This is a genomic window from Brevundimonas sp. AVps23W (assembly GCF_058681395.1).
Genome location: NZ_CM178738.1, coordinates 1,558,954 through 1,584,001 on the forward strand (window position 1 = coordinate 1,558,954; position 25,048 = coordinate 1,584,001).

The window sequence follows — 25,048 nt, forward strand, 5'->3', positions numbered from 1 at the left end:
AAGCCTCTACTGCACGCTGTCGAGATAGCCCGACAATATGCTGCGACTGGCTGCCAGACAGGCGATGCGATCGTCGATGCCGGACACTTCCCGGCGAAGCGCTGCGAGGAGATCCGGGCAAGGGTGAAAATCCGGTCGCGGATTGGGGAAGCACGGCAGGAAGCGGCGGATGACGTCGAGCTTAAGGCCCGCTTCGCTCAGCATACGGATGCGGTTCACGATCTGCTCTTCGGCCTCGCCGTAATCCCGGTAGCCGGAGTCCCGGCGTGGCGGATTCAGCAAGCCTTCTTCCTCGTAGTAGCGCAGCATTCGTACGCTGACGCCCGTTCTCTTCGACAGTGCTCCGATCTGCATCTGGGTTCCTTGACTCTCACAGCGCTGTTAGAGTTTAGCTTCCTCGGCGACTCAAAGAAAGACGAGAAGGAGTTGCCGGATGTCACAACCAGAATATCAAGGTGCGCAGATCGCCTACAAGAAGGACGGGGCTGGTCCGGCCCTCGTCCTCGTTCACGGAACGGGTGGCAATGCCGAGTCCAATTGGGGCGCGCTCGTCGAGGCCTTCGCCACGGAATGGACGGTTATCCGCCCCGACTATTCCGGCTCGGGCATGACGATAGACGATGGCCGGGAATTGACGGCCGACTATCTCGCGGGCCAGGTCTTGGCCGCGGCCGAGATGGCCGGAGCGGAGACGTTTCATCTACTGGGTTTCTCGCTGGGAGCTGGGGTCGCGGTCAAGATCGCGGCGGATCATCCAGAGCGGGTCCGCTCGCTCATCTTGGTCGCCGGCTTCGCTACGGCGGACGATCCTCGCCTCAAGATGCAGTTCGAGCTGTGGCGCGATCTCATCAAGACCGATCGTCGTGCCATGGCACGACTGATCCTGATGACCGGCTTCAGTCCGGATGCGTTGGCGAGCCTCGGCTCGGATGGTGTGAAGCAAGCGGTCGAAGCGACGCTCGATGGCGCTAATTGGGAGGGCATGGCGCGACAGGTCGAACTCGACCTCACCATTGACGTGCGCGAGGACGCGGTCCGCATTACCGCACCGACGTTGGTGATCGGCTGCACGCACGACCACATGGTGCCACCCTCTCATGCCAAGGCGTTGACCGCCACTATTCCGGAGGCGCGCTACTCGGAACTGCCGACCGGACACCTCGCACCGATGGAGGCGCCGGACGCTTTCACGGCGCTCGTCGCGTCATTTCTGCGCGAGCAGACGGCTTGATCCGGCGCTGGCGGTTGACCCGGCTATAATAGCTGGCGCGGCCAGCCAGCATCGCCTCCAGGAGTTCTTGGCGGGCCGTTGGCGTGATCCCCAACGCACGCTCTAGCAGGAGACCCTCAAGCCGTTTCTGGACGAAGGTAATTGGGGCGGTTCGGCCCGGTCAATAGCGGCATGGTGCGCGATCTTGGGCCCCGGCCCCCGATGGGCGCGTCGGCCGTCGCAGGGCTTCCAGAGAGGCGGAACCGACCGTTCGGCGCGCGTGGCGTGGATGAGGTCTTCGGACAGAGAGACGCCCCACCCATCAGGTGATGGACGGGGCATGTCAGGCGCGACTCAGGGCTTGAAGCCGCCGATGCCGGCGATGGCGAGGCGGGCGGCGGGGACGGCGGTTTCGTTGAAATGGAACCGGATGTAGCGGGCTGTCCTGGGGCTGGAGAAGGCGACCCTCTGGGTGGAGAGGGCGTAGGCGATGTTGGACAGTTCGCCGGTCGTCTCGGGCGTCCAGCGGGTTCCGTTGGTGCTGAGTTCGACGCGGTAGCCGCGCGGAGGCGCCGCGCCCCGGATGGGGTGGCGGGCCGGGGTCAGGCTGAAGCCGCCCAGAGCCTGGACCGCGCCCAGGTCGAGGGTGACGGTCGCTGGTTGCGACGGCGTCGGCGCAGCCAGGACCCAGGCGGTGGAGACCTCAGAATCCAGCAGGGCCTCGGCGCCCGGGGCGCTCGATTCGACGATCCGCCAGCCGGTGGTGGCCAGGACCTTCGGATCACTGGACGCCACCGGCGGGACTGCGACGGGCGCGACGGAGCGGAAGACGGCGAACTCGCTGATGGCGGGGCAGGCCGGAGCCTCCAGCACGCGCAGCCGCAGACGACGGGCCTTGATGGGCTGGTCCAGGCGGATGATGCGCTGGGCCGAGATGCACTCGTGCTCGGCCAGGACGCGCCAGGCGCCGTCCACCTCGGCCTCGACGGCGAAACGGGTCACGCGCACGCCGAGCGGCAGATATTCACGCAGGCGGATCAGGTCGAAGCTCTGTTCCGACGCCAGGTCCAGCGTCAGCGCGGGGGTGACGACGTCGTCGGGCGTCGACCAGTAGGTTTCGCGGTCGCCGTCCAGCACGCGGGCGGGCTCATAGCCGGGGCCGCGAACATGGCTGGCCGAGACGACGGCGCCGTCCGCCAGATTGACGGCGAAACTGGCCCGGATCGCATCGCCAAAGCTCTTCAGGATGCGCACGTCCTGGTCCGGAATACGGCCGCGCCGGTCGGGCGGGATGTTCAGGTTCATATTGGTGCCGCGCCCGACCGAGGTGTCGAAATAGCGGACCAGATTGGCGGGGCTGCGGACCTTGGCGTCTTCGTCGGCGTGGAAGAACCAGCCGGGGCGGATCGAGGTATTGGTCTCGGCCGGCCACCACAGGGGGGCGCCGCGCACGCCGGAATTGCCCTCGCTTTGGACATAGGGATGGTTGGGCATGGTGGGCCAGCAGGGATCGCCGGCGATCCCGTCCTCATTGCCGACCCAGCGAATGTCGGCGCCCAGGGGGTCGAAGGTGCAGGCCATCGGCTGATGGCTGTGGACCAGGGCGACGATCGAGGGCCAGTTGTAATAGGCGGGGGCGTCGATCTGGCGCGTCTCGCGCGCACCGCCATAGTAGCCGTCGCCGCCGTTGGCGCCGTCGAACCAGAACTCGAACAGCTCGCCGTAGCGGGTGCACAGCTCGACCACATGTTTGCGGAAGTACTCGATATAGGCGGGGCGGCCGTATTCGGCGTGGTTGCGATCCCACGGCGACAGATAGATGCCGAAGCCCATGCCCGCCCGGCGACAGGCCGCCGCGACCTCGCCGACGATGTCGCCCTTGCCGTCCTTGTAGGGGCTGTTGCGGATGCAATGCTCGGTCAGCATCGTCGGCCACAGGCAGAAGCCGTCGTGGTGTTTGGCGACCAGGATGACGCCCTTCAGATTGCCGGCCTGGGCGGCGGCCACGATCTGGTCTGCATCGAAATCGGTGGGGTCGAACATCGAAGGCGACTCGTCGCCAAAGCCCCATTCCTTGTCCGTGAAGGTGTTCATGGCGAAGTGGATGAAGGCGTATTGTTCACGCTGATGCCACCGCCACTGACGTTCCGAGGGCACGGCGCCCCAGGGCGTAGGAGGGGCGACGCGCGCCGAAGCGCGAGCGGGCAGGGCTAAAGGCGCGGCCGCCAGGGCGACGCCGGCGGCGATCAGGGAACGACGGTCGAGGGTCATGCGGCTTTTCCGAAAGAAGGCGGGCGGTCGGCGAGGGCGCGGCCGAAGTCGAGGTTGGGCCGGGGGCCCATGGTGAAGGACAGGGTTCCGCCACGCATCAGTTCGGCGTGGGAGATCCAGGCCTTGGTCCAGGGGCGTCCGCGCCAGAGCACGGACTGGACATAGGGATGGTCGGGGGCGTTGGTCTTCGCCTCGATCACCAGAGCGCGGTCGGCGCCCAGAGAGACCTGGGCGCGGTCGAACAGCGGGGAGCCGAAGACATAGGCCGCCTCGACCGGATCGACCGGATAGAGGCCCAGGGCGGAGAAGACGAACCAGGCGCTCATCTGGCCGCAGTCGTCATTGCCGATGATGCCTTCGGGGGCGTTGCGGTACATTTCCGTGCAGAGGCGACGCACCATGGCCTGGGTCTTCCAGGGCGCGCCGACATAGGCATAGAGATAGGGCGCGTGTTGATCGGGCTCGTTGCCATGGGCGTACTGGCCGACCAGACCGGCGATGTCGGGCGGGGCGTTGGCGGGCAGGGTCGAGGGCGCCGAGAACAGGGCGTCGAGCTTGGCCTCGAACATAGCGTCGCCGCCCAGGTGGGCGATCAGGCCGTAGATGTCGTGCTGATTGAGGAAGGTCGCCTGCCAGCCGTTGGCCTCGGTATAGTCGCGCCAGTCGGGCCGGGGCATGTGGCCCAGCTGGATCGGGTCATAGGGCGTCCACCAGCCGCCGTCTGCGAAGCGGGGGCGGGCGAAGCCAATAGCCGGATCGATGACGCCGCGCCAATTGCCGGAGCGCTGGACCAGGCGGCGGGCCTCGGCCTCGGCGCCGGCGGCGCGGGCGATATGGGAGGCCGCCCAGTCGTCATAGGCGTATTCCTGGGTCCGGCTGACGCTCTCGTCCACCTTGTCGGCGGGGATGTAGCCCATCTGGTCGTAGAGGGCGCGGCCCCGGCTGTTGGCGAGATCGGCCGCGCTGAAATCGAAGCTGCGTCGCGCGATGGCGGGCCAGGCGGCGGCGTAGTCGGCGACGATCCCCTTGGCCATGGCCTCGGCCAGAACGGGCACGGCGTGCCAGCCGATCATGGTGCCGGTCTCGACGCCCTGAAGCGTCCAGATGGGCGGGCCGTAGGCGCTCTGCTGGGTCTGGCGGATCAAATCCCCGACCAGGCTTCGGGCGCGGTCGGGCGCGATAAGGGTCAGCAGCGGATGGACCGCGCGATAGGTGTCCCACAGGGAATAGGTGCTGTAGGCGGCCTCGCCCCGAGGTAGGGTGTGAACCTGACGGTCCAGCCCGACGTAGCGTCCGTCCACGTCCGAGAACAGGGTCGGGGCCAGCAGGGCGTGATAGAGGGCCGAGGACAGGATGGTGCGTTGATCCTCGGACCCGCCCTCCACCCGGATACAGTCCAGGGTCTGGACCCATTGCGTCTGGGCCGCCTGACGCACCCGGTCGAAGTCCCAGTGCGAGGCCTCGGCCGCCAGATTGGCGCGGGCGCCGGCGACGTCCACGCCCGACAGGGCGCAGCGGACCAGAAGGGGGGAGGCGCCGGCCTCGTCATAGTGGAGCACGGCCTTGAGCCGCTTGCCGGTGACGCCCGTAGCGCCGACGGGCTGTTCCACATCATCATCGCCGTACAGGACGACCCGGTCGGGCGGGCGCGAGACCTGGAGAGCGAAATAGATCCGCCGCCCCTTGGCCCAGCGATGTACGCGGCGCCCGCCCGTCAGGGTTCCGTCGGCGTCGAGGGCCAAAAGCGCCTCGTCAATCAAGGGCCGCGCGCCCGGCCTGTCGGCCACCAGATGGGACAGGTCGATCAGCAGATGGCCGGCGCCGTCGGGAAAGGTATAGCGGTGCCATCCGGTGCGCTCGGTCACCGTCAGCTCGGCCCGGACGCCGGACTCGAGCGTCACGCGATAGTCGCCGGGCAGGGCCTGTTCGTCGGAGAAGCGCTGGCGGTAGCCTTGGTCAGGGTCGGCCAGGGGACCGGGCAGGAGCTGGACCGGGCCGGTCGTGGGGACCACTAGCACGTCCAGCATGTCGCCTATGCCTGTGCCCGACAGGTGGGTGTGGCTGAAGCCCATGATGGAGTCGTCGTCGCGGTGATAGCCCGAGCAGGTGGCCCACCGCTCGACATCCGTGTCCGGCGACAGCTGGACCATGCCGAAGGGCAGGGTGGCGCCGGGATAGGTATGGCCGTCGCCGCCCGTGCCGATGAACAGGTTCGGACGGGTCGAGGTCGGGCGGTCGGCCAGGGCGGGAGCCGGCAGGGCGATCAGGGCCGCAGAGGCGAGAAGGGCGCGACGCGAGATCATAGGGCTTCCTGCAACAGGGCCGGCGCCGTCTGGTCGAGGTGGACGATCAGTTCGCCGAACAGGCCGTTGGCCCAGGCGAACCAGGACCGGGTGAACCGGGTCGGATCGTCCTGATCGAAGGCCTCGTGCATGAAGCCCGTGGCGGCGTCGGTGTCGCGCAACTGGCGCAGACAGGCCCGGATCACGGCGGGATCGTCGGACGAGAGGGCGCGGATGATCAGGGACATGGGCCAGATCTGACCCTGGCCGACATGGGGGCCGCCTATGCCCTCGGCCGGGCGGCCCTTGAAGAACCAGGGATTGTCGGGGCTCCAGGCCGCATCGCGGGTGCGGCGCCACAGAGGGTCGGCGGGGCTGACGCAGCCAAGATAGGCGAGGCTGGACAGGGAGGGGGCGTTGGCGTCGTCCATGAAGACGGCGTTGCCGAAGCCGTCGACCTCATAGGCCCAGACCTCGCGCCCGTCGCGCAGGCGCATGGTTCCCCATTGGCGCAGGGCGGTCTCGACCTCGTCGGCCAGGGCGGTGGCCTGAGCGGCCAGGGTGGGGTCGGGACGGGCCTCCACCGCCAGGACGGCCAGCTCGCGCAGGCTGGTCACGGCGAACAGGTTGGCGGGGATCAGGAAGGGATAGAGACAGGCGTCGTCCGAGGGGCGGAAGGCCGAATGGATCAGGCCGACCGGCCGGGTCGGATTGCCCTGGCCCCACAGCAGAGTCTCGGTCGGCTGGTTGGCCTTGCGCCGGAACCGATAGGGTCCGGGACCGTCCTTGCGCTGCTGTTCGCGCAGGGTCCGCACGGACGCCGTTGCCGCCGCCGCCCAGGTGGCATCGAAGGGGCGGGTATCGCGGGTCTGGCGCCAATAGCCGTAGGCGAGACGGATCGGATAGCAGAGGGAATCGATCTCCCATTTCCGCTCGGCCACGCCGGGCTTCATCTCCGTCTCGTCGGACAGGGCCCATTCGAGATTCGAGGCGGCCGACGGGTCTTCCATGAAGGCGTTGGCGTAGGGGTCGATCAGGATCGAGCGCGCCTGGCGGGCGATCAGTCCCCGGAAGACGTCGGCCAAAGCGGGATCGCGGTTCGCCAGATGCAGATAGGGCTTCAGCTGCGCCGCCGAGTCCCGCAGCCACAGGCAGGGGATGTCGCCTGTGATGACGAAGGCGTCGGGCGCGCCGTCGATCTGGGACATCCGCACGGTGGTGTCGAGGGTGTTCGGATAGCAGTTGGAGAACATCCATCGCAGCTTGGGATCGGCGATCCGGGCCGAGACGCGCTGGATCTCAGCCTCGACGGCGGCGCTGGTGAAGCGGCGATCCGACACGGCGGGGCGGCGGCTGATGAAGGGGGCGGCGGGGGCCGCCGCGAGCGCCGGAGCGGCGGCGAAGGCGGCGCCCGTGGCGAGAAGGGTGCGTCGGGTCGGGATCATTTCGGCAACTCCACAGCCTGGCCAGTGACGACGAACTGGGTCCAGACGCCGTCGGCGTCGCCCGGCTGACCGCCGCCCAGCCACAGGCGATAGGCGCCCGGCAGGACGCGGCGTGTTCCCGTACGGTCCACGCTGCTCATGGCGCGTGGGTCGATGGTCAGTCTGACCTCGCGGGTCTGGCCCGGCGCGGTGGAGACCCGCGCGAAACCGGCGAGCTGACGTTGCAGCACGGGGTCGGTCAGATTGCCTTCACGCCCGGCGTCCGGCGGCAGGAGATAGGCCTGGACAACCTCCTCGCCCGGGCGCGCACCAATGTTGCGGACCGAAACGGCAACCTCGACCGGCTGGCCTGCGCGGATCGTGTCGGGCAGGCGGGGGGCTGTGTAGGCGAAACGGGTGTAGCTGAGGCCGTGACCGAAGGGCCAGGCGGGGGTTCCCGTGAAGTAGCGGTAGGTCCGCTCCTTCATGCCGTAGTCGGTGAAGGCCGGCAGGTCGGCGCTGGAGGCGTAGATCGTCACCGGCAGACGGCCAGACGGATTGACGTCGCCGCTGAGGACGGCAGCCAGGGCGGTTCCGCCCTCGACGCCGGGATACCAGAGTTGCAGGACCGCCTCGGGTTTTAGGTCGCCCAGCGACACCGCGCTGCCCGAGGCGATGACCACGACCAGAGGCTTGCCGGTGGCGGCCAGCGCCTTCAGCAGGTCGATCTGGGGCTCGGGCAGGATCACCTCGGTGCGGTCGCCGCCGACGAAGCCGGGGGCCGAGACGCGCAGGGCTTCGCCTTCCAGATCGGGCGACAGGCCGACCACGGCGACCACGACGTCGGCCGCCGCCGCTGCGGCCACGGCTTCGGCGCGTTGAACCTCGGCGGGGGCGATCCAGCGCAGCCGGATCCCTTCGTCGCCGCCGTTGTGATCCAGCTCCAGCCGGATTTCGGAAGGTCGGTCGCCGGCGACTTCGACATCGAGGCCGGAGCCGCCGATGATGCTGTCGATCTGTTTGACCCCGTCGATCCATAGCCGCACAGCGTCATGCGCCGGGCAGGCGTGCCAGCAGGCCGGGCCGTCGATCATCAGGCGATAACGGCCGGGCGCGGGGGGCGTGAACAGGCCGGTCCAGCGCGCCTTGAACGGCGCCGTCTTGGTCAGGTTTAGGTCGATGCGGCGGTCGCGGCCGCTGCGGATCATATGGCCGTCGGCGTCGCGGACCTCGACCTCAAGGCCCGGTCGGCCGTCGCTGCTCAGCGCCGTTTCCGGCACGACCACCGGGGTGTTCTCGGCCAGCGGACCGCCTTGGGCGTAAGAGGTCCGCGCCGCGCCGAAGCGCGCCCGCAGACCCTCTAGCGGCGTGACCGGGTCAATGGCCGCGCCGTGATAATTGCCTTCGAGCACGCTCAGGTCGTCGGCATTGGCGCCGATGACCGCGATCTTCTGGTTCTGCAAAGGCAGAAGGTCCGTACTGTTTTCGAGCAAGACGATGGACTTCTCGGCGGCTTCGCGCGCCAGGGCGCGGTGTTCGAGCGTGCCCACGGCGGTCGCGGGGATCGAGTCCCACGGCGAGTGGCCGTCCACCACCGCGCCCAGGGCGCGTCGGGCGGCGAGCGCGCGATCCAGGGCGGCGTCCACCAGGGCTTCATCGACCAGACCTGCGCGCACCGCGGCGGGCAGGGCGCGATAGGCGCCGCCGCAGTTGATGTCGGTGCCGCCCTTCAGGGCGGCGGCGGCGGCGTGGGCGGCGTCGGGCTGGCTGTGATGGAACAGATAGATGTTGGCCACGGCGTCGCAGTCCGACACCGTCACGCCGGTAAAGCCCCAGTCGCCGCGCAGGCGGTCGATCATCAGGGCCGAGGAGGCGCAGACCGGTGTGCCGTGGATGGCGTTATAGGCGCACATCAGGGACTGGGCCTTGCCGTCCACCACCGAGGCGCGGAAGGCGGGCAGATAGGTGGCCTCGAGGTCATGCGGCGAGACATTGACCGAGAAGCTGTCGCGACCCGCCTCCGGACCTGAGTGGACCGCCAGATGTTTGGGTGCGGCGATGACCTTGGGATGGTCGGGGTCCGGGCCCTGGAGCCCCTGGACGAAGGCGACGCCGAGGCGGCCGGTCAGATAGGGGTCTTCGCCATAGGTCTCCTGGCCCCGGCCCCAGCGCGGATCGCGGAAGATGTTGATGTTGGGGGACCACAGGGTCAGTCCCTCGAACAGGTCGCGGGCGGCATTGGTCGGGCGCGCGTTCCATTTTGCGCGAGCTTCGGTGGAGGTGACGTCGCCGACGCGCTGCACCAGATCGACGTCCCAGGTCGCGGCCAGGCCGATGGCCTGGGGGAAAACCGTGGCCTGACCGTTGCGGGCCAGACCGTGCAGGCCCTCGTTCCACCAGTCGTAGGCGGGCAGGCCCAGCAGGGGCTCGGCCGGGGCGGCGTTCATCAGCTGGGCTGCCTTGCGCTCCAGCGTCAGGCCTTCGCCCGAGGCCGTCTGAGCGGGGGCGTCCGAGGGGGCGCAGGCGGCGCAGTTGACCGATTGGGCCGCTGCGGGGGCGGAGAGGCCGGCGGCCATAAGCAAGGCCAGAACTGCGGTGCTGTGTCTCATGGTTGGGCCAGGGTGCGAAGGGTCAGGGCCTGACGCAGAGCCTGCGGCTCTGCGGCGCTGTCCACCGTTACGGTCACGCTCTCGCCGGGCAGAAGATCGAAGCCATTGTCGGACGGGGTGGCCGCGACGACGCCGAAATCGATCATGACCGCGCGCGCCAGATTGGCGGCGGTGACGGTCAGGCGGTCGCCGTCCCATCGGGTCGAAAGACCGGGATCGGGATAGGCCATGTCCTTGGGCTCGGCCCGTTCGATGACGGCGCGGCTGACGCGGCGACCGTCCAAGCTCAGTTCGGCGACTGCGTAGCTGCTCTGGGCCGGGGCGGCGCCGAACAACTCGGCGTCGTCAATATTGACGACGTCGACGGCCGACAGCGGGTCGAGGGTCACGGCGCCGCCGCGCTCGGCCAGAACCTGGCCGTCCATGGACAGGGTGCGCAGGGTCCAGCGACCGGCCACCTGGATCGTGGCGTCGGACACCAGGGCGATCCGGGTCTGTTCGGCGCGGCGTTCGGCGACGATGGCCTGGGGCGCGAAGAAGCGTCGGGCGGCGTGGTGCAGCAGCTTGGGCCGGCCGTACCTGTCGATACTGGACCAGGAGACGGCGGGCCAGGTGTCGTTCAGCTGCCAGTACAGCGAGCCCATGGTCACGGGGCGGCAGGCGCGGTGGTGCAGCGCCGCCGTGCGGATGGCGTCGGCCTGCATCACCTGGCTGAGATAGACCAGGTCGGCGAAGTCGCGCGGCGTGCGGTGGTGTTGGGCCAGATAGAAGAGGATGCGGGCATTGCCTTCACCCGAGAGGAACTTCTGGTGGGCCTTCATCACCGGACTGTCGGCGGTCAGGTCCGTTGTCCCTGCGAAGGCGGCGATGGTGGCCAGGCCCGGCATGGCCTGGAAGCCGTATTCCGACATGAAGCGCGGGCAGCTGTCGGTATAGCGTTCGATGGGCTTGGAGCCCGACCAGACGTCCCAGAAGTGGCGGTCGCCGTCCCGGTCGGTGTCGGTGGGGGTCTCGTAGTCGGTCGAGGGCGAGCCCGGCCAATAGGGGACGTCGGCGTCGCCGCGCGTCACCGCCTCACGCAGGACCCGGTCGAACAGAACCGCCATATGGGTTCCGATCCGTTCCTGCTCATCCGGGCCGACCGCCCGTTTGAAGGCCTTGCGGTCCGACCAGTTCTCCCAACCGGACAGGACCTCGTTGTTGCCGGCCCAGATGACCAGGGACGGGTGGGCTTGCAGGCGTTCGACCTGTTCGGTCGCCTCGACCGCCACATTGTCGCGGAAGTCGGCGCCGGGGGGCGTGACGGCGCCGCCGAACATGAAGTCCTGCCAGACCATCAGGCCCAGCTCGTCGGCGACCTCGTAGAAGGCGTCGTCGGGATAATAGCCGCCGCCCCAGACGCGGATCATGTTCATATTGGCGTCGGCGGCCATGCGCAGCACGTGCGCCTGATCCTGGCGGCTGACCCGTGCGGGGAAGTTGTCGAAGGGGATCAGATTGGCGCCCTTCATGAAGATGGGCACGCCATTGATCTTGAGCCCGAAGCCGCCGTCCTCGCGCATCAGTTCGACGGTGCGAAGGCCCGTACGTTTTGAGGCGCGGTCGCTGTCGCGGCCGTCTTCGACCAGGGTCGCCGTGACGGTGTAGAGCGGCTGGTCGCCATAGCCGATGGGCTGCCAGCGACGCGGGGTCGGGATGGTCACCGGGACTGAAAGCCGGTTGGCGCCGGGGGCCAGGCCGGCAGGGCGGGTCTGGGTCTGGGTGCGCCCGTCTGGCCCGGTCAGATCGACGCGGACCAGCACCGAGGTCGCCGTGTCCGCCGTGATGTCGAGCCGGGCGTTGATCCGCGCCTCGGCGTCCGTGACGGCCTCCTGATCAATGGTCAGGGTGTCGATCCGGGCGTCGTCCCAGGCGTCCAGCGACACCGGGCGCCACAGGCCGAGGTTGACGATGCGAGGGCCCCAGTCCCAGCCGTAGTGATATTTGGGCTTGCGGATATAGGGGGAGGTTTGGCGCCCCTTGGGCTCGTCGCCGAAGGCGCTGTCGTACTCGCCGGGCAGGGGATGGGCCTCGGCCAGGACCATGGGCTGAAGCGTGTCGATCGGCGAGGCGAAGGTCACGGTGATCGTATTGGCCCCCAGCTTCAGCAGGGGTTTCGCATCGGCGCGCCAGCGCCGATGGGCGTTGTTCGCCGACAGTAGGACCGTGCCATTGACCCGGACCGTGGCGAAGGTGTCGAGCCCGTCGAACACCAGATCGAGATGGCCGCGCGCCATCATCGCGGGCGTGACCTCAAGCGTGCGTCGGTATTCCCAATCGGTCAGCCCCGCCCACTGGATGTCCGCCTCGTTCAGCCCGACGAAGGGATCGGTGACGAGACCGGCGGCGATCAGGTCCTGCTGCACGCTGCCCGGCGTCCGGGCCGGCAGCCAGCGGGCGGCGCGGGGGTGGGCGCGGACGGCCTCGACGTCGGCCGGATCGATCCTGAACGACCAGCCGCTGTCGAGCGCGGTGGTCTGGCGTTCGCCGGCGAAGGTGGGGGCCGTAATGGCCCAGGACAGGGCTATGCCCAGGGCGAGTACGCTGACGCGATGCGATCTCACTGGGCCGCCTCCAGGATGACGCCGCCGACGGCGTAGAAATAGTCGCCGATGGGAGAGGTGAAGGTCATGCACAGGTCGCTGTCGGTCAGACCGGCGGGCAGGCGTCCGGCGAAACGCATCTGCACGGGCGCGGCGGCGGGATCGGGCAGGGGGAAGGTTCCGACCGGGGTTCCCTCGCATCCGCCGGCGCGGACGATCAGTTCGCCGAACTGGGTCGCGGCGAAATAGTGTTTCATCCGCTTGAAATCATTGGCGATGCCGAAGTTGTAGGGCAGGCGCGCCACCTCGATGTCAAAGCCCTTGGCGACCGAGAGTGGAGCGTTCCGCCAGTTCATGCAGTCGTCGAAGATGTTGGCGTTATAGGCCGGGGCGACCGCGCCGGAATCCGGATCCAGCGGCAGGCGCAGTTCGATCCCGCCCATACAGGCGGACAGGGCGTTGACGTCGGCGGTGAGCAGGGCCGAGGTGCGGGTTTCATAGGTGCGGGGCGCGGCCAGGGCCTGGTCGCCGGCGCCGAACGACGTCGCGCGGATGGTCACGCCCAGGAGCGTGGTCAGGGGCTGGGCATAGGCTGCAGACGTCGGCGAGGGTTCGGAGCCGTCCAGGGTGTAGCGGATCACGCCCTGTCCGGTCTGGCTGGCCAGGGCGACGGTCGCCTGGCCGGTGCGGACGGCGTCGGAGCGGGCGCCCTGAAGCGTGTAGCCGACGGCGAAGGCGCTGTCGGCGGCGGGCACGCCGGCCCGTTTCCAGCGCGCCATCTGGGGCTCCAGCCGGTCGAGGAAGCCGGGGAAGTCGCGGGTCTGGGCGCCCGACCAGATATTGTCGGCGAAGGCGGCCAGGCGCGGGAAGGTGGCGTGCCACACCAGGGCCGGGGTCGAGAGATATTCCGACCAGGCGTTCATCTGGGCGCCCAGCACATGGTGGCGGTCGGCGGGCGCTATGGCCTGGGGCATGGGGTCATAGCCATAGACCCGTTCCAGGGTCATGGCCGGATTGGCCGGGCGCATCGGCGGCTCGCCCGGCAGCCAGGACTGGAGATTGTCGAGATACAGGATGGGCGCCGGCGACAGGACGACGTCATGCCCCTCGGCCGAGGCTTCGATCGCGCCCTTCTCGCCCTGCCAGGACATGACGGCCGCAGATTGCGGCAGGCCGCCGCCCTCGAGGATTTCGTCCCAGCCGATCAGCACCCGGCCATGGGCGCGCAGATAGGCGTCGAACTCGCGGATCAGCGCGGACTGAAGCGCGTTCTCGGTGGCGATGCCTTGTTCGCGCATCAGGGCCTGGACGCGGGGCGAGCGTTTCCACTGGTCCTTGATCGCTTCGTCTCCGCCCAGATGGATGTACTGGCCGGGGAAGATGTCCATGATCTCGTCCAGCACCGCCTTGACGAAGGCGATCCCTTCCGGGCCGGGGTCGAGCAGATAGGGATTGACGCCCCAGTCGCCCGAGACCGGCGGACGGTCGCCGAAGACGCCTAGCTCGGGATAGGAGGCGACGATCGCCTGGGCATGGCCCGGCAGATCGATTTCGGGAACGATGGTGACGCCGCGCGCGGCGGCGTAGGCGACCAGATCGCGCATCTCGTCCTGGGTGTAGAAGCCGCCATAGCGTTTGGGCGGTTCGCTTCCGGCCGAAGGCGTGGTGCGCCAGGCGCCGATCCGCGTCAGTTCGGGATAGCGCTTGATCTCGATGCGCCAGCCCTGGTCGTCGGACAGGTGCAGATGGAGGACGTTCAGCTTCAGCGCCGCCATCTGGTCGATGGAGGTCTTCAGCGCCGAGACCGGTTGGTAGTGGCGCGCCACGTCGGCCATATAGCCGCGCCAGCGGTAGGCGGGACGATCCTCGATGACCATGGCCGGGACGGCGACGGGCTGGCCGAAGGCGGTGTCGGGCGACAGCAACTGAGCCAGGGTCATGGCGCCGTACAGCAGGCCTGAATCCGTCGAAGCGGTGATCCGCACCCCGGCGTCTGAAACCTCGAGCCGATAGGCCCCCTCGCCGACGACGCCGGCGTCGCGTTCAAGACGGACGGCGCCGCTGGTCGCAGTGCGAAGCTCCAGTCCCCGCGTCGTTCGAACCTGATCGATTAGCAGTCGCGCCACGGCGGTCGCGCCCGCGTCCGAAGCGACGACGCCGGCGCCGTTCGTAATGGAAACGCCGCCCGCCGTCCGCGTGACGGATGCGGGCATGGGAATCAGCGGCAGGGGCGTGGCGGTCTCGGCCGCAGCTGAGACTGACGAAGCGTGAAGAAGGGCCCCCGCCCAAATCGCCGCAATCATGGCTTTCTGCATCATCCCATCCCCCTTTGGTCCGATTTTGGTACTGTTGCACGATGGCGCCCTCTCGACGGGGCGTCCAGCCCTATCCGGTGTGACGAATCGTCGTTTTCCAGCCGCTATGCCGCTTAATGGTATTGTGAATTCCCTATTCGCCATGCGAGGACGAACATTGATCGGTTCTCAACCGGTGGCAGGAAGATCGAGAGAGGCATGTCGTTTTCGGAACGGATCGGCGCACTGTCGCCGAGCAATGTGGCGCCACTTTACATCCAATTGCGCCAGCTGATCCGCGATGCGATCACTGCCGGAACCCTGGCGGAGGGCGACGCCTTGCCGGCGGAGCGGGATCTGGCGACGGAATATGACGTGTCGCGCATCACGGTGCGCCGCGCGATCGGCGATCTGGTGGAGGACGGGCTGCTGAGCCGTCGTCGCGGCGCCGGCACTTTCGTCGCCGGCCGGGTCGAAAAGAATTTCTCCAAACTGTCCTCCTTCTCGGAAGACATGGTGGCGCGCGGTCGCGTGCCGAGCAGCCGCTGGGTGGCGCGCGCCTCGGGCACGGTGACGCCGGAAGAAGCCATCGCATTCGGGGTGTCGCCGGGCGTTCCGGTTCATAGGTTCCAGCGCATCCGGTTCGCGGACGAGGTGCCGATGGCGCTGGAGTTCTCAACCATTCTCGGCACGGCCCTGCCGTCGCTGGAGGCCGTGGAGGATTCGCTCTACGCCGCGCTGGAAGCCCACGGGATGCGTCCCGTCCGCGCGCTTCAGCGCCTGCGGGCCGTGCCGTTCGGCGGCGAGCATTCGAAGATGCTGGGCGTGACCCTGGGCAGTCCGGGCCTGTTGATCGAGCGGCGCGCCTTCCTGCGCGACGGGCGAACCGTCGAGCTGACGCGCTCCTATTATCGGGGCGACGCCTACGACTTCGTCGCCGAGCTTTCGGACATTTGATCCCACTTCGCCGGCGCGTTGCGGCGGCCCAGTCTTCGCGCGGAGCCGCCATGATCGTTGACCGCCGCAATCTGTTGATCGGCAGCGCGAGTACGGCGGGACTGATGATCCCCGGCGTCGCGTCAGCGGATGTCGCCGGTGACGCCGGACACGCGACCGGGGCGGGCGCCCTGCCGATGCCGGCGCCTCAGACCGCCTTGCCCGAGCCTCTGCCGGTCGAGGATCCGTCCCGCATCAGTCTGGATCTGGGGTGGCTGTTTCACGAAGGCGAAATCGTGCCGCCGCCGCTGGCCGACCATCACGCCACCTATCTGAACGCCAAGGCCGGCAATGCGCGCGGCGCGGCCGCCATGGATTATGACGACAGCGACTGGAGCCGCGTGCGCCTGCCGCACGACTGGGCGGCGTCGCAGCCCTTCGTCGAGACGGCCAACATTTCCCAGGGGTTCCGGCCGCGCGGGATCGGCTGGTATCGGCGGACGATTCGACTGGACCCGGCCGACCGCGGCAAGACCATACTGCTGCAGTTCGGCGCCATCGCCACCCACGCCACCATCTGGGCCAACGGCAGCATCGTGGCCCACAACTGGTCCGGCTATAACAGCGTCGAGGTGGATCTGACGCCATTCGCCCGGTACGGCGACGAGCTGAATGTGATCGCGATCCGCGTCGACGCCGAGGCCATGGAGGGGTGGTGGTACGAGGGCGCGGGCCTGTATCGCCACGCCTGGCTGACGGTGCGCGCGCCGGTCGCCCTGACCACCGACGGCGTCCACTGTGATCCGCGACAGGACGCGGACAGCGGCTGGCGCGTGCCGGTCGAGGCGACCCTGTTCAACGTCGGTCGCGACCCGGCCCAGGTCGAGGTGCAGGCCAGCCTGCTGGACCCGCAGGGCCGGACCCTGGCGACCCGCAGCGTGCCGCTGACGGTTCCCGCGCTGGAACGGGCCGGGACCTCGGTGTCGATTCCCGTCGCCGATCCGGCGCTTTGGTCCGTCGATCAGCCGACGCTCTATACGGTCCTGACCCAGGTGCTGGTCGATGGGCGCGTGGCCGATGAGCGGCGTATCGCGGTCGGTTTCCGCACCTTGAGATTCGATGCGGACCAGGGCTTCTTCCTCAACGGCCAGCCGCTGAAGCTCAAAGGCGTCTGTATTCACCAGGATCATGCCGGCGTCGGGGTGGCCATGCCTGACGGGCTGGTGCGCTGGCGGCTGGAGCGGCTGAAGGCGATGGGCTGCAACGCCATTCGCAGCGCCCACAATGCGCCTGCGGTGGAGTTCCTGGACCTTTGCGACCGGATGGGCTTCCTGGTCATGAACGAGAACCGGGTGTTCAACCCGGCGCCAGACTATATGGCGCAGCTGGAGTGGCTGGTGCGGCGTGACCGGAACCATCCCAGCGTGATCCTGTGGTCGGTCTTCAACGAGGAGCCCATGCAGGGCTCCGAAGCCGGGGTCGAGATGGTGCGCCGCATGGCCCATGCGGTGAAGGCGCTGGACGATGCGCGGCCCGTGACGGCGGCGATGAACGGGGCCTTCTTCGAACCGATCAATGTGTCGAGCGTCGTCGATGTGACCGGCTTCAACTACTACCAGGGGGACTACGACCGCTTCCACGCGCTTCATCCGACGCGGCCGATGACCAGTTCGGAGGACACCAGCGCGTTCGAGACGCGCGGCGCCTTCGCCAGCGATCCGCAGGCCAATGTCATCACCTCGTATGACACCGAGGCGGCGAGCTGGGGCGATACGCATCGCAAGACCTGGAAGGCGATCATGGATCGGCCCTTTGTCGCCGGCGGCTTCGTCTGGACGGGGTTCGATTATCACGGCGAGCCGACGCCGCACGCCTGGCCCACCATCGCCAGCTTCTTCGGCATCATGGACCTGTGCGGCTTCCCCAAGACGGCCTTCGATATTCACCGGGCGCACTGGGTCGACGATCAGGACGTGGTGTCGATCACGCCGCACTGGACTTGGCCGGGCCGCGAGGGACAGCCGGTCCCGGTGCTGGTCATGTCGAACGCCGATGAGGTCGAACTGAAGCTGAACGGACGCTCGCTGGGCGTCGTGGCCTGCGACCGGATCATGGGGGCGGAATGGACGATTCCCTATGAGCCGGGTCGGATAGAGGCCATCGCCCGGCGGGCCGGACGGGTCGTCGCCATGGCGGCGCACGAGACCACGGGCGCGCCGGTTCGTCTGCGGCTGACGCCGGTGCGGACGGTGATGGCGGGCGACGGAGAGGATGTTCAGCCGGTCACGGTCGATGCGGTGGACGCCGCCGGACGCCATGTGCCTACCGCCAACCTGCCGGTGACCTTTGACGTGGCGGGTGCGGAGATCATCGGCCTGGGCAATGGAAATCCCAACAGCCACGAGCCGGAAAAAGGCGCGATGCGATCGCTGTTCAACGGCCTGGCGCAGGTGATCGTTCAGGCGGCTGCGGGGAAGGGACGGATCGTCGTGACGGCGTCGGCGCCCGGATTGCGGCCCGCGCGGCTGGCGGTCGAACGGCTGGATCGGGCGGCGCCCCGGTACGCGCCTGTTTTAGTTCCCGCGCAGCCGATCCTGGGATGGCGGCGGTCGCCGGCCCTGGCCCAGCGGCCAGACCCGAGCCTGGCCCCGACCGACGGCGACAACAACAGCTGGGCCTTCGTGCGCAGCGGCGTGACGACCGGCGCGGAGCCGACGCGGAACTGGCGGGTCTATCGCACGGCGGTGAAGCCGTGGCGCGCCGTCGCCCAGGAGGGCGGGGTGTTGCAGTTCGAAGGTCTGTCCGGCGCGGTCTCGCTGTGGATCGACGGCCAGGCGACGCCCCTGAGGGACGGTGTGGCCGCGTTCGGTCCCGGCGCCGGCGAACGCCGTGTCACGCTGATCATTGAGGCGGCGCCGGGCGAGGCGTCGGGCGTGACCGGGCCGGTCAAGCTGAAGGCCCTTCGCTGAAGATCGACCAGACGGCGGCCCTTGCGGGGGCCGTCTGGCTTGCTGCGATCTAGCCCAGCAGATGCACGACTGTGGGCGAGGGGCGGCAGACGCCGCGCGGTCCCGCCGTCGCCAGAGCCTGGTCGTCGATCAGACCTGGCTGGGCCACGACCACGCGGACGCGTCCATGATGCCGGGTCGTGGACAGGATATTCTCGATGCCGCCCAAGGCCGTGACCAGACCGGCGGACAAAACCGGCGCATCGAGGAGCAGCGCGGGCGCTGGGACGGGAACGGTCGCCACCTCGCCGCCTGCCGCGGCGGTCGGACGGGCCAGGGCGTCGCGGATCTCGACAGCCACGATATCCGCCACGGGGCCTAGCACGACCTGGAGCGCATGGTCCGACGGGCGCACGATCCCGAGCGCGCCCAGGGTCTTCAGGGCCGCCGCATCGACGGCGTCCTGACGCGCCACGATCAGGCGCAGGCGGGTGGCGCAGGCGTCCACCTTGGTGATGTTCGCCGCGCCGCCCAGGGCTGAGATGAAGGCCGTGCCGCGGTCGGTCAGGGCTGCGTCCTGGGTCGGGGCGGTCGGCTCGTCCTTCTCGCGTCCGGGCGTGGGCAGGTCGAAACGCTCGATGACCAGGCGGAACAGGCCGTAATAGACGGCGAAATAGACCAGGCCGACCGGGATGAGCAGCAGGGGCCGCGTCGCCTTGCCGAAGCTGAGCACATAGTCGAACAGGCCGGCGGAGAAGCCGAAGCCCAGCTTCACGTTCAGCAGGTCCATCACCACCATAGACACGCCGGTCAGGACCGCGTGAATGACGTAGAGGGCCGGCGCCAGGAACATGAAGGTGAACTCGATCGGCTCGGTCACCCCCGTCAGGGCGGAGGTCAGGGCCAGGCTGAACAGCAGGCCGGCGACCGCGCGACGCCGTTCGGGACGGGCGGCGTGGTACATGGCGAGACAGGCGGCGGGCAGGCCGAACATCATCACCGGGAAGAAGCCGGTCATATAGCCGCCGGCCGTGGGGTCGCCCGCAAAGAAGCGCCGCAAATCGCCGCTGACGCCCTGATAATCGCCCTGAACGAAGAAGAAGAAATTGTTCAGGACGTGGTGCAGGCCGGTGACGAGGAAGAGGCGGTTGAACATCCCGTACAGGAACAGGCCGACGCTGCCGCTCTGGGAGATGGAGTCGCTCATCGTCGCAATGGCGGCGCTGATCCCGGCGTTGCCCAGGCCGACGACGGCCGCCAGCGCTAGACCCGCGACGCCCGCCGCGATCGGCACGAACCGGCGGCCGCCGAAGAAGGCTAGGTAGGAGGGCAGTTTCAAGCCAGAGAAGCGGTTGTAGAAGACGCCGCCGATCAGACCCGACAGGATGCCGATGGGCACGTCCAGCTTCGCCATGGCCTTGGCCTTCCAGGCGGCGACGGCCAGATCGGCGCCGGGGCCCGTGAGGCCGGCGGCGGCCTCGGGCGGCACGGCCAGCAAGGCCTTTCCAGCCTCGGTCGCGACCAGGAAACAGACCACGCCGCCGAGACAGGCCGCGCCGTCGCCGTCCCGCGCGAACCCGGTCGCCACCCCGATGGCGAACAGCAGGCCCAGGTGGGCGAAGATGGCGTCGCCGGCGGCGGCGAGGAAGGGAATGTCGAGCAGGTCGGCCTGGCCCAGGCGCAGCATCAGCCCCGCGACAGGCAGGACGGCGATGGGCAGCATCAGGGCGCGGCCCAGGGGTTGGAGAGCCTCGAGCAGCGACTTCATGCGGCGAACTTCCGTGCGAGCGCCCGAACCTCGGCGGCGGAGGCGCAATTGAGGGCGGCGGCGGCGTGGGCGCGGCAGGCCACAGCGTCGAGGCTGGAGACCAGGGCCTTGATCGCGGTGACGCGTGCGGGGGCGGCCGACAGCTCGGTCACGCCCAGGCCGATCAGGATGGGAACGGCCAGACTGTCGCTGGCCAGTCCCCCGCAGACCCCCACTGGCGTCTGGCGACGGGCGGCGCCGCGACAGGTCTCGGCGATAAGGCGCAGGACGGCGGGATGCAGGCCGTCGACGCCCGCAGCGACAGCCGGATTGCCGCGATCCATAGCCAGGGCGTACTGGGTCAGGTCATTGGTGCCGATGGAGAGGAAGTCGGCCTCCGCCGCCAGCAGATCCGCCGTCATCGCCGCAGCGGGCGTCTCGATCATGACGCCCAGCGAGACGGGGTCCGTGAGGGCGAGCTCGGCCTTCAGCCGATCCAGCATGGACCGCACCTGACGCAGCTCATCGAGACTGGCGATCATCGGCGCCATGATGTGGAGCGGGCCGGCGGAGACGACGGCCAGGATGGCGCGCAACTGGGCCTCGAGAACCTCGGGATGGGCCAGACCGACGCGGATGCCGCGCAGACCCAGGGCCGGGTTTTCCTCGGCCGCGATCGGCAGATAGGGGGCGGGCTTGTCGCCGCCGATATCCAGCAGCCGGATGATGAGCGGGCGCGGCGACAGGGCGTCGGCGATGGCCTGATAGGTCGCCGTCTGTTCCGAGGCCGTCGGCTGAGTGTCCCGTTCGAGAAACAGGAATTCGGTGCGCAGCAGGCCGCAGCCTTCCGCCCCGGCTTCGACCGCCGCGCGGGCGTCGCCCACCGAGCCGCAGTTGGCATAGGCCTCGATCCGCACGCCGTCGCGGGTGCGGCAGGGGACGTCGCGGGCGGCGCGGGCGGCGGCGATCGTTTGTTGTTCAGCCGCAATTTGCGCTCGCGCCTGGGTCAGGCGGGCGTTATCGGGCGCCGGCTCGACCACGCCCTCGTCTCCGTTGACGATCAGCCAGGCGCCGTCGGTTACACTGTCCAGCACCGGCCCCAGGGCCACGACCATGGGCAGACCCGCCGTCGCGGCCAGTATGGCGGCGTGGGAGGTCGGGCCGCCGCCTTCGACGCACAATGCCACCGCCCCGCGACGCGCCAGATCGACGACGTCGGACGGCAGGAGATCGCGGGCCATCACAACGGCGTCGGGGGGCAGGGGGGCGTCGGTCGTCTCACTCGCTCCGGTCAGCTGTTGCAGGACGCGCCGTTCCAGATCGAGAAGATCGTCCGCGCGTTCCGCCATTCGGGCGTCGCCGCCGGCGCGAAGGGCGGCCGCCTGTTCGCGGATCGCCGCGCGCCATCCGGCGCAGGCGCTGCCGCCGGTCTTGATGACCGATACGGCCGCTTCGACCAGCGACTGGTCGGTGAGCATGGAGGCGTGGGCGGTCAGGATCGCCTGTTCATCGGCGTTCGCCCCGATCTTGGCCTGTGCCAGGCGGACGCCGACCGCGTCGAGCGCCGCGTCCAGGGCGGCGTGTTCCGCCGCAGGGTCCGTCGCCGTATCTGCGAAGATGATTTCCGCCACCTGCAGTCGATGGGCGACGCCGATGACCCGCCCCGGCGCTGCCGAGACTCCCACAAGCCGCCCGTCGTCCGGGATGGTCCGGGGCGGAACGGGGGCGACGACGGACGGGGCTGGATGGAGCGACTCGCCGCGTTCGCCCATGCCGTCCTCGATCAGGCCGGCGACAAGGGCGACCGCCCGTTCGGCGTCGCGGCCGGTGGCGGAGACGATAATGGTGTCGCCATGGCGAACGCCCAGCGCCATCACGGCGATGGGGCTGGTCAAGGCGGCCCGGCGCTCGCCGTGGACGAGCGCGACTTCCGCCTCCAGATCCACCGTCGCCTCGCGCAGGCGCGCGGCGGGTCGGGCGTGGATGCCGTGCATCATGGCGACATGGACGCTGAGCTGCGCCCGGTCCGGCGACGTAGACTGATCCGGCGAAATCGCGGCGGCTTCGGTCGAAGTCTCTTCCGACAGAGTCAGGATCGGGGCCCCCGCCGCGACCAGACCCTCGGCCGCGCGCGACGAGATCGAAAACCGCTCGGCGCTGGTGATGATCACCGGCGTCACCGCCGCGCTGGCGTTCTGGACGATGTCATCGAGATCCAGTGTGATCAGAAGATCGTTGCGAACGACCCGGTCGCCGACCGCGACGCTGGCGGTGAAGGCCCGGCCGCCCAGGGCGACCGTATCGACGCCGACATGGATCAGCACCTCGACGCCTTCGTCCGTCAGAATGGCGATGGCGTGTCCAGCCGACTGCAGGCTGGAGACGACGCCGTCACAGGGGGCCAGTACGGTATTACCTGTCGGGTCGATGGCGACGCCGTCACCCAGGACGCCGCTGGCGAACACGGGGTCGGGAACGGCGGCCATCGGGGTCAACCAGCCCTGGATCGGCGCCGTGATGATGATGTTCGCCATGCTGTCTTCCCCCCGAAAATCAAGCGCCGGTCAGTGAAGCCGTTGACCGCTGACCCATACGCCCGCCGGTTGGAGGCCGGCCGTCAGCCAGACCCAGTCGGCGCGGAGGCCGGGCGCCAGCGCGCCTCGCTCTTCAGACAGTCCCAGGAAGGCGGCTGGATTGGTCGAGGCCATGGCGACGGCCTGTGGAACCGTGACGCCTGTCCGTCCGACGATCTCGCGAACGGCCCCCGCCATGTCGAGATCCGAGCCCGCGAGGGTTCCGTCGGCGCTGACGCAGCGGCCGTCGCGAACCGTGATCGGCCGGCCTTGCAGCATGAAGTCCTTGGTCTCGGCGCCGACGCAGGGCATGGCGTCGCTGACCAGCATGAAGCGATCCATAGGCCGGGATCTCAGGGCGATCCGCAGGGCGGCGTCATGGACATGATGCCCGTCGGCGATGATGCCGCACCAGACCTGTTGATCGTCCAGGGCGGCGCCGACGAGGCCGGGCGCCCGATGGTGCAGCGGCGTCATGGCGTTGTAGAGATGGGTGACGCCCGTCATGCCGGCGGCGAAGGCGGCCCTGGTGGTGTCATAGTCGGCGTCGCTGTGACCGGCCGATACCCGCACCCCCGCCTGGGCCAGGCGTGCGATGTCGGCGGGTTGGACCCGTTCCGGGGCCAGGGTGACGACGACCTTGCCGCGACGAGGCCGCGTCAGCAGGGCGATCAGGTTCTCGTCCAGGCGGCTGAAGCGGCTTGGGTCGTGGATGCCCTTGCGGGCCGTGCTGATGACCGGACCTTCGATGTGGACGCCCACGACGCCGGGCACGCCGGCTTCGATCGCTGCGTCCACGGCCTTCAGGGCGGCGGCGATGACCTCGGGCGTGTCGCTGATGATGGTCGGCAGCAGGGCCGTTGCGCCGAAACGCCTGTGCGCCTCGGCGATCGCGGCGACGCCGTCCACGGTGGGCTCGTCGTTGAACAGGACCCCGCCGCCGCCGTTGCACTGGGTGTCGATAAAGCCGGGGGTCAGCCAACCTCCCGCCAGATCTATGGTGTCGTCAGCCGAGTTTGGAGCGGCGTCGAAGTCGAGGGCCGTGATGCGGTCGCCGTCGACCGTGATCGTTCCCTGGGCATGAACACCGTCCGAAGCGACGATGGAGCCGCCGGTGAAGTGCAGGCGAGTCATACGGTTTCCGTCACCTTGCGCAGATGGGGCGGCGAGTCCGGATTGAGGCCGCGAGACACGGATAGATGGGCCGCCAGACGATAGAAACTCTGAATCATCAGGATGGGCTCGATGGCCGGATGGGCGGCGAAGGCCGGAAGAGGGCCCGCGCCTGTTTGGGCGTCGGCCAGCAGGGTTCTGGCGCCTCGAGCGGCGAATTCGGCGGCGACGGCGCGGACGGAATCGCCGGCGGTGTCGGAACCTGCCATCAGCAGGACCGGGAAGCCCTCGCCGACGATGGCCATGGGGCCGTGCCGGACTTCGGCCGCGCTGAAGGCTTCGGCCTGCACGCCGCAGGTCTCCTTGAGCTTCAGCGCCGCTTCCTGGGCCACGCCCAGGCCGAACCCGCGACCGATGACGAACAACTGGTCGGCGTCCATCAGGGAGGCGGCGGCGTCGCGCCAATCCAGGGATGCGGCGCGACGCAGATCATCCGGCAGCTTGGCCACGGCCGCCTGAAGTTCGGCATTCTCGGACCAGGCGGCCACCAGCGCGGCAACCCCCGCCAGGGAGGCGATGAAGGATTTGGTCGCCGCGACCGCGAGCTCGGGTCCGACGTTCAGCCCTGCCAGCGTGTCCGCCCGCTCGGCCAGGGGCGAGGTCTCGTCATTGACCAGGGCGACGACCTGGGCGCCGGCGGCGCGCTGGGCATCGACAGAGGCCAGAAGGTCGGGGCTGCGCCCGCTCTGCGAGATCGTCAGGCAAAGCGCGCGGCCGGGTGCGCTGGGGGCGCCGTAGACGGAGGCAATGGAGGGAGCCGCCGATGCGACCGGCACGCCGACAAAGGTCTCAATCAGATATTTGGCGTAGGTGGCGGCGTGATCCGAGGATCCGCGCGCAACCGTCACCACCACCGCCGGGGGCGTCGTGCGCAGCTGCGCGCCGAGAGCCTGAAATGCGGCTGCGTTCTTCTGGAGCATCTGCTCCACCGCGTCGGCGGCTTCGAGCGCCTCACGTTCCATGACGGTCGCCGTCAGCGCCATTTTGATCACGAAAGAC

14 protein-coding genes are annotated in these 25,048 nt (G+C 68.9%); 3 read left to right on the top strand and 11 right to left on the bottom strand.

Annotated features, from left to right (window positions below; genetic code table 11):
• Nucleotides 1-6 precede the first annotated feature (6 nt).
• Complete coding sequence (locus ACW177_RS07690) at nt 7-354, bottom strand: MerR family transcriptional regulator (protein WP_492027983.1); 348 nt, start codon at nt 352-354, stop codon at nt 7-9.
• Nucleotides 355-433: 79 nt separating this feature from the next.
• Between ACW177_RS07690 and ACW177_RS07695 the strand changes: the two genes are divergently transcribed.
• Nucleotides 434-1,231, top strand: a complete 798-nt coding sequence (locus tag ACW177_RS07695; protein WP_492027984.1) for an alpha/beta fold hydrolase — start codon at nt 434-436, stop codon at nt 1,229-1,231.
• Between the two features lie 333 nt (nt 1,232-1,564).
• On the opposite strand, the gene ACW177_RS07700 is transcribed toward ACW177_RS07695, so the two are convergent.
• Genes ACW177_RS07700 through ACW177_RS07725 form a run of 6 tightly spaced genes read right to left on the bottom strand, consistent with a single transcriptional unit; the run spans nt 1,565 to nt 14,696 of the window.
• A complete protein-coding gene (locus ACW177_RS07700) occupies nt 1,565-3,481 on the bottom strand; it encodes an alpha-L-fucosidase (RefSeq protein ID WP_492027985.1) in 1,917 nt (638 codons plus the stop codon).
• The gene (locus ACW177_RS07705) at nt 3,478-5,784 is read right to left on the bottom strand and encodes a GH92 family glycosyl hydrolase (RefSeq protein ID WP_492027986.1); all 2,307 of its coding nucleotides are present in this window, start codon (nt 5,782-5,784) and stop codon (nt 3,478-3,480) included. The genes ACW177_RS07700 and ACW177_RS07705 overlap by 4 nt, the downstream gene beginning before the upstream one ends.
• A complete protein-coding gene (locus ACW177_RS07710; protein WP_492027987.1) occupies nt 5,781-7,208 on the bottom strand; it encodes a glycoside hydrolase family 125 protein in 1,428 nt (475 codons plus the stop codon). The genes ACW177_RS07705 and ACW177_RS07710 overlap by 4 nt, the downstream gene beginning before the upstream one ends.
• Nucleotides 7,205-9,796 carry a glycoside hydrolase family 3 C-terminal domain-containing protein gene (locus ACW177_RS07715; RefSeq protein ID WP_492027988.1) on the bottom strand — a complete coding sequence of 864 codons (2,592 nt, stop codon included), beginning with the start codon at nt 9,794-9,796 and terminating at the stop codon, nt 7,205-7,207. The genes ACW177_RS07710 and ACW177_RS07715 overlap by 4 nt, the downstream gene beginning before the upstream one ends.
• Nucleotides 9,793-12,399 (bottom strand): beta-mannosidase, encoded by a 2,607-nt coding sequence (locus tag ACW177_RS07720; RefSeq protein ID WP_492027989.1) that lies wholly within the window; start codon nt 12,397-12,399, stop codon nt 9,793-9,795. Before ACW177_RS07720 ends, ACW177_RS07715 begins: the two co-directional genes overlap by 4 nt.
• Nucleotides 12,396-14,696 carry a beta-N-acetylhexosaminidase gene (locus ACW177_RS07725; RefSeq protein ID WP_492027990.1) on the bottom strand — a complete coding sequence of 767 codons (2,301 nt, stop codon included), beginning with the start codon at nt 14,694-14,696 and terminating at the stop codon, nt 12,396-12,398. Before ACW177_RS07725 ends, ACW177_RS07720 begins: the two co-directional genes overlap by 4 nt.
• Nucleotides 14,697-14,891: 195 nt before the next feature.
• On the opposite strand from ACW177_RS07725, the gene ACW177_RS07730 reads away from it, so the two are divergent.
• Both ACW177_RS07730 and galA read left to right on the top strand, forming a co-directional pair.
• Nucleotides 14,892-15,629, top strand: coding sequence for a GntR family transcriptional regulator (locus tag ACW177_RS07730; protein ID WP_492027991.1), 738 nt, complete (start codon nt 14,892-14,894; stop codon nt 15,627-15,629).
• Nucleotides 15,630-15,679: 50 nt separating this feature from the next.
• Nucleotides 15,680-18,577 carry a beta-galactosidase GalA gene (galA, locus tag ACW177_RS07735; protein WP_492027992.1) on the top strand — a complete coding sequence of 966 codons (2,898 nt, stop codon included), beginning with the start codon at nt 15,680-15,682 and terminating at the stop codon, nt 18,575-18,577.
• A gap of 49 nt (nt 18,578-18,626) precedes the next feature.
• On the opposite strand, the gene nagE is transcribed toward galA, so the two are convergent.
• From nagE to ACW177_RS07755, 4 genes are read right to left on the bottom strand one after another with little or no spacing between them, the layout of a single operon-like run.
• Entirely contained in the window at nt 18,627-20,324 is a 1,698-nt protein-coding gene (nagE, locus tag ACW177_RS07740; RefSeq protein WP_492027993.1) for an N-acetylglucosamine-specific PTS transporter subunit IIBC, read from the bottom strand.
• Nucleotides 20,321-22,837, bottom strand: coding sequence for a phosphoenolpyruvate--protein phosphotransferase (ptsP, locus tag ACW177_RS07745; RefSeq protein WP_492027994.1), 2,517 nt, complete (start codon nt 22,835-22,837; stop codon nt 20,321-20,323). Before ptsP ends, nagE begins: the two co-directional genes overlap by 4 nt.
• 30 nt (nt 22,838-22,867) lie before the next feature.
• Nucleotides 22,868-24,010 (bottom strand): N-acetylglucosamine-6-phosphate deacetylase, encoded by a 1,143-nt coding sequence (gene nagA, locus ACW177_RS07750; RefSeq protein ID WP_492027995.1) that lies wholly within the window; start codon nt 24,008-24,010, stop codon nt 22,868-22,870.
• Complete coding sequence (locus ACW177_RS07755) at nt 24,007-25,032, bottom strand: SIS domain-containing protein (RefSeq protein ID WP_492028097.1); 1,026 nt, start codon at nt 25,030-25,032, stop codon at nt 24,007-24,009. The genes nagA and ACW177_RS07755 overlap by 4 nt, the downstream gene beginning before the upstream one ends.
• Between the last annotated feature and the right edge of the window lie 16 nt (nt 25,033-25,048).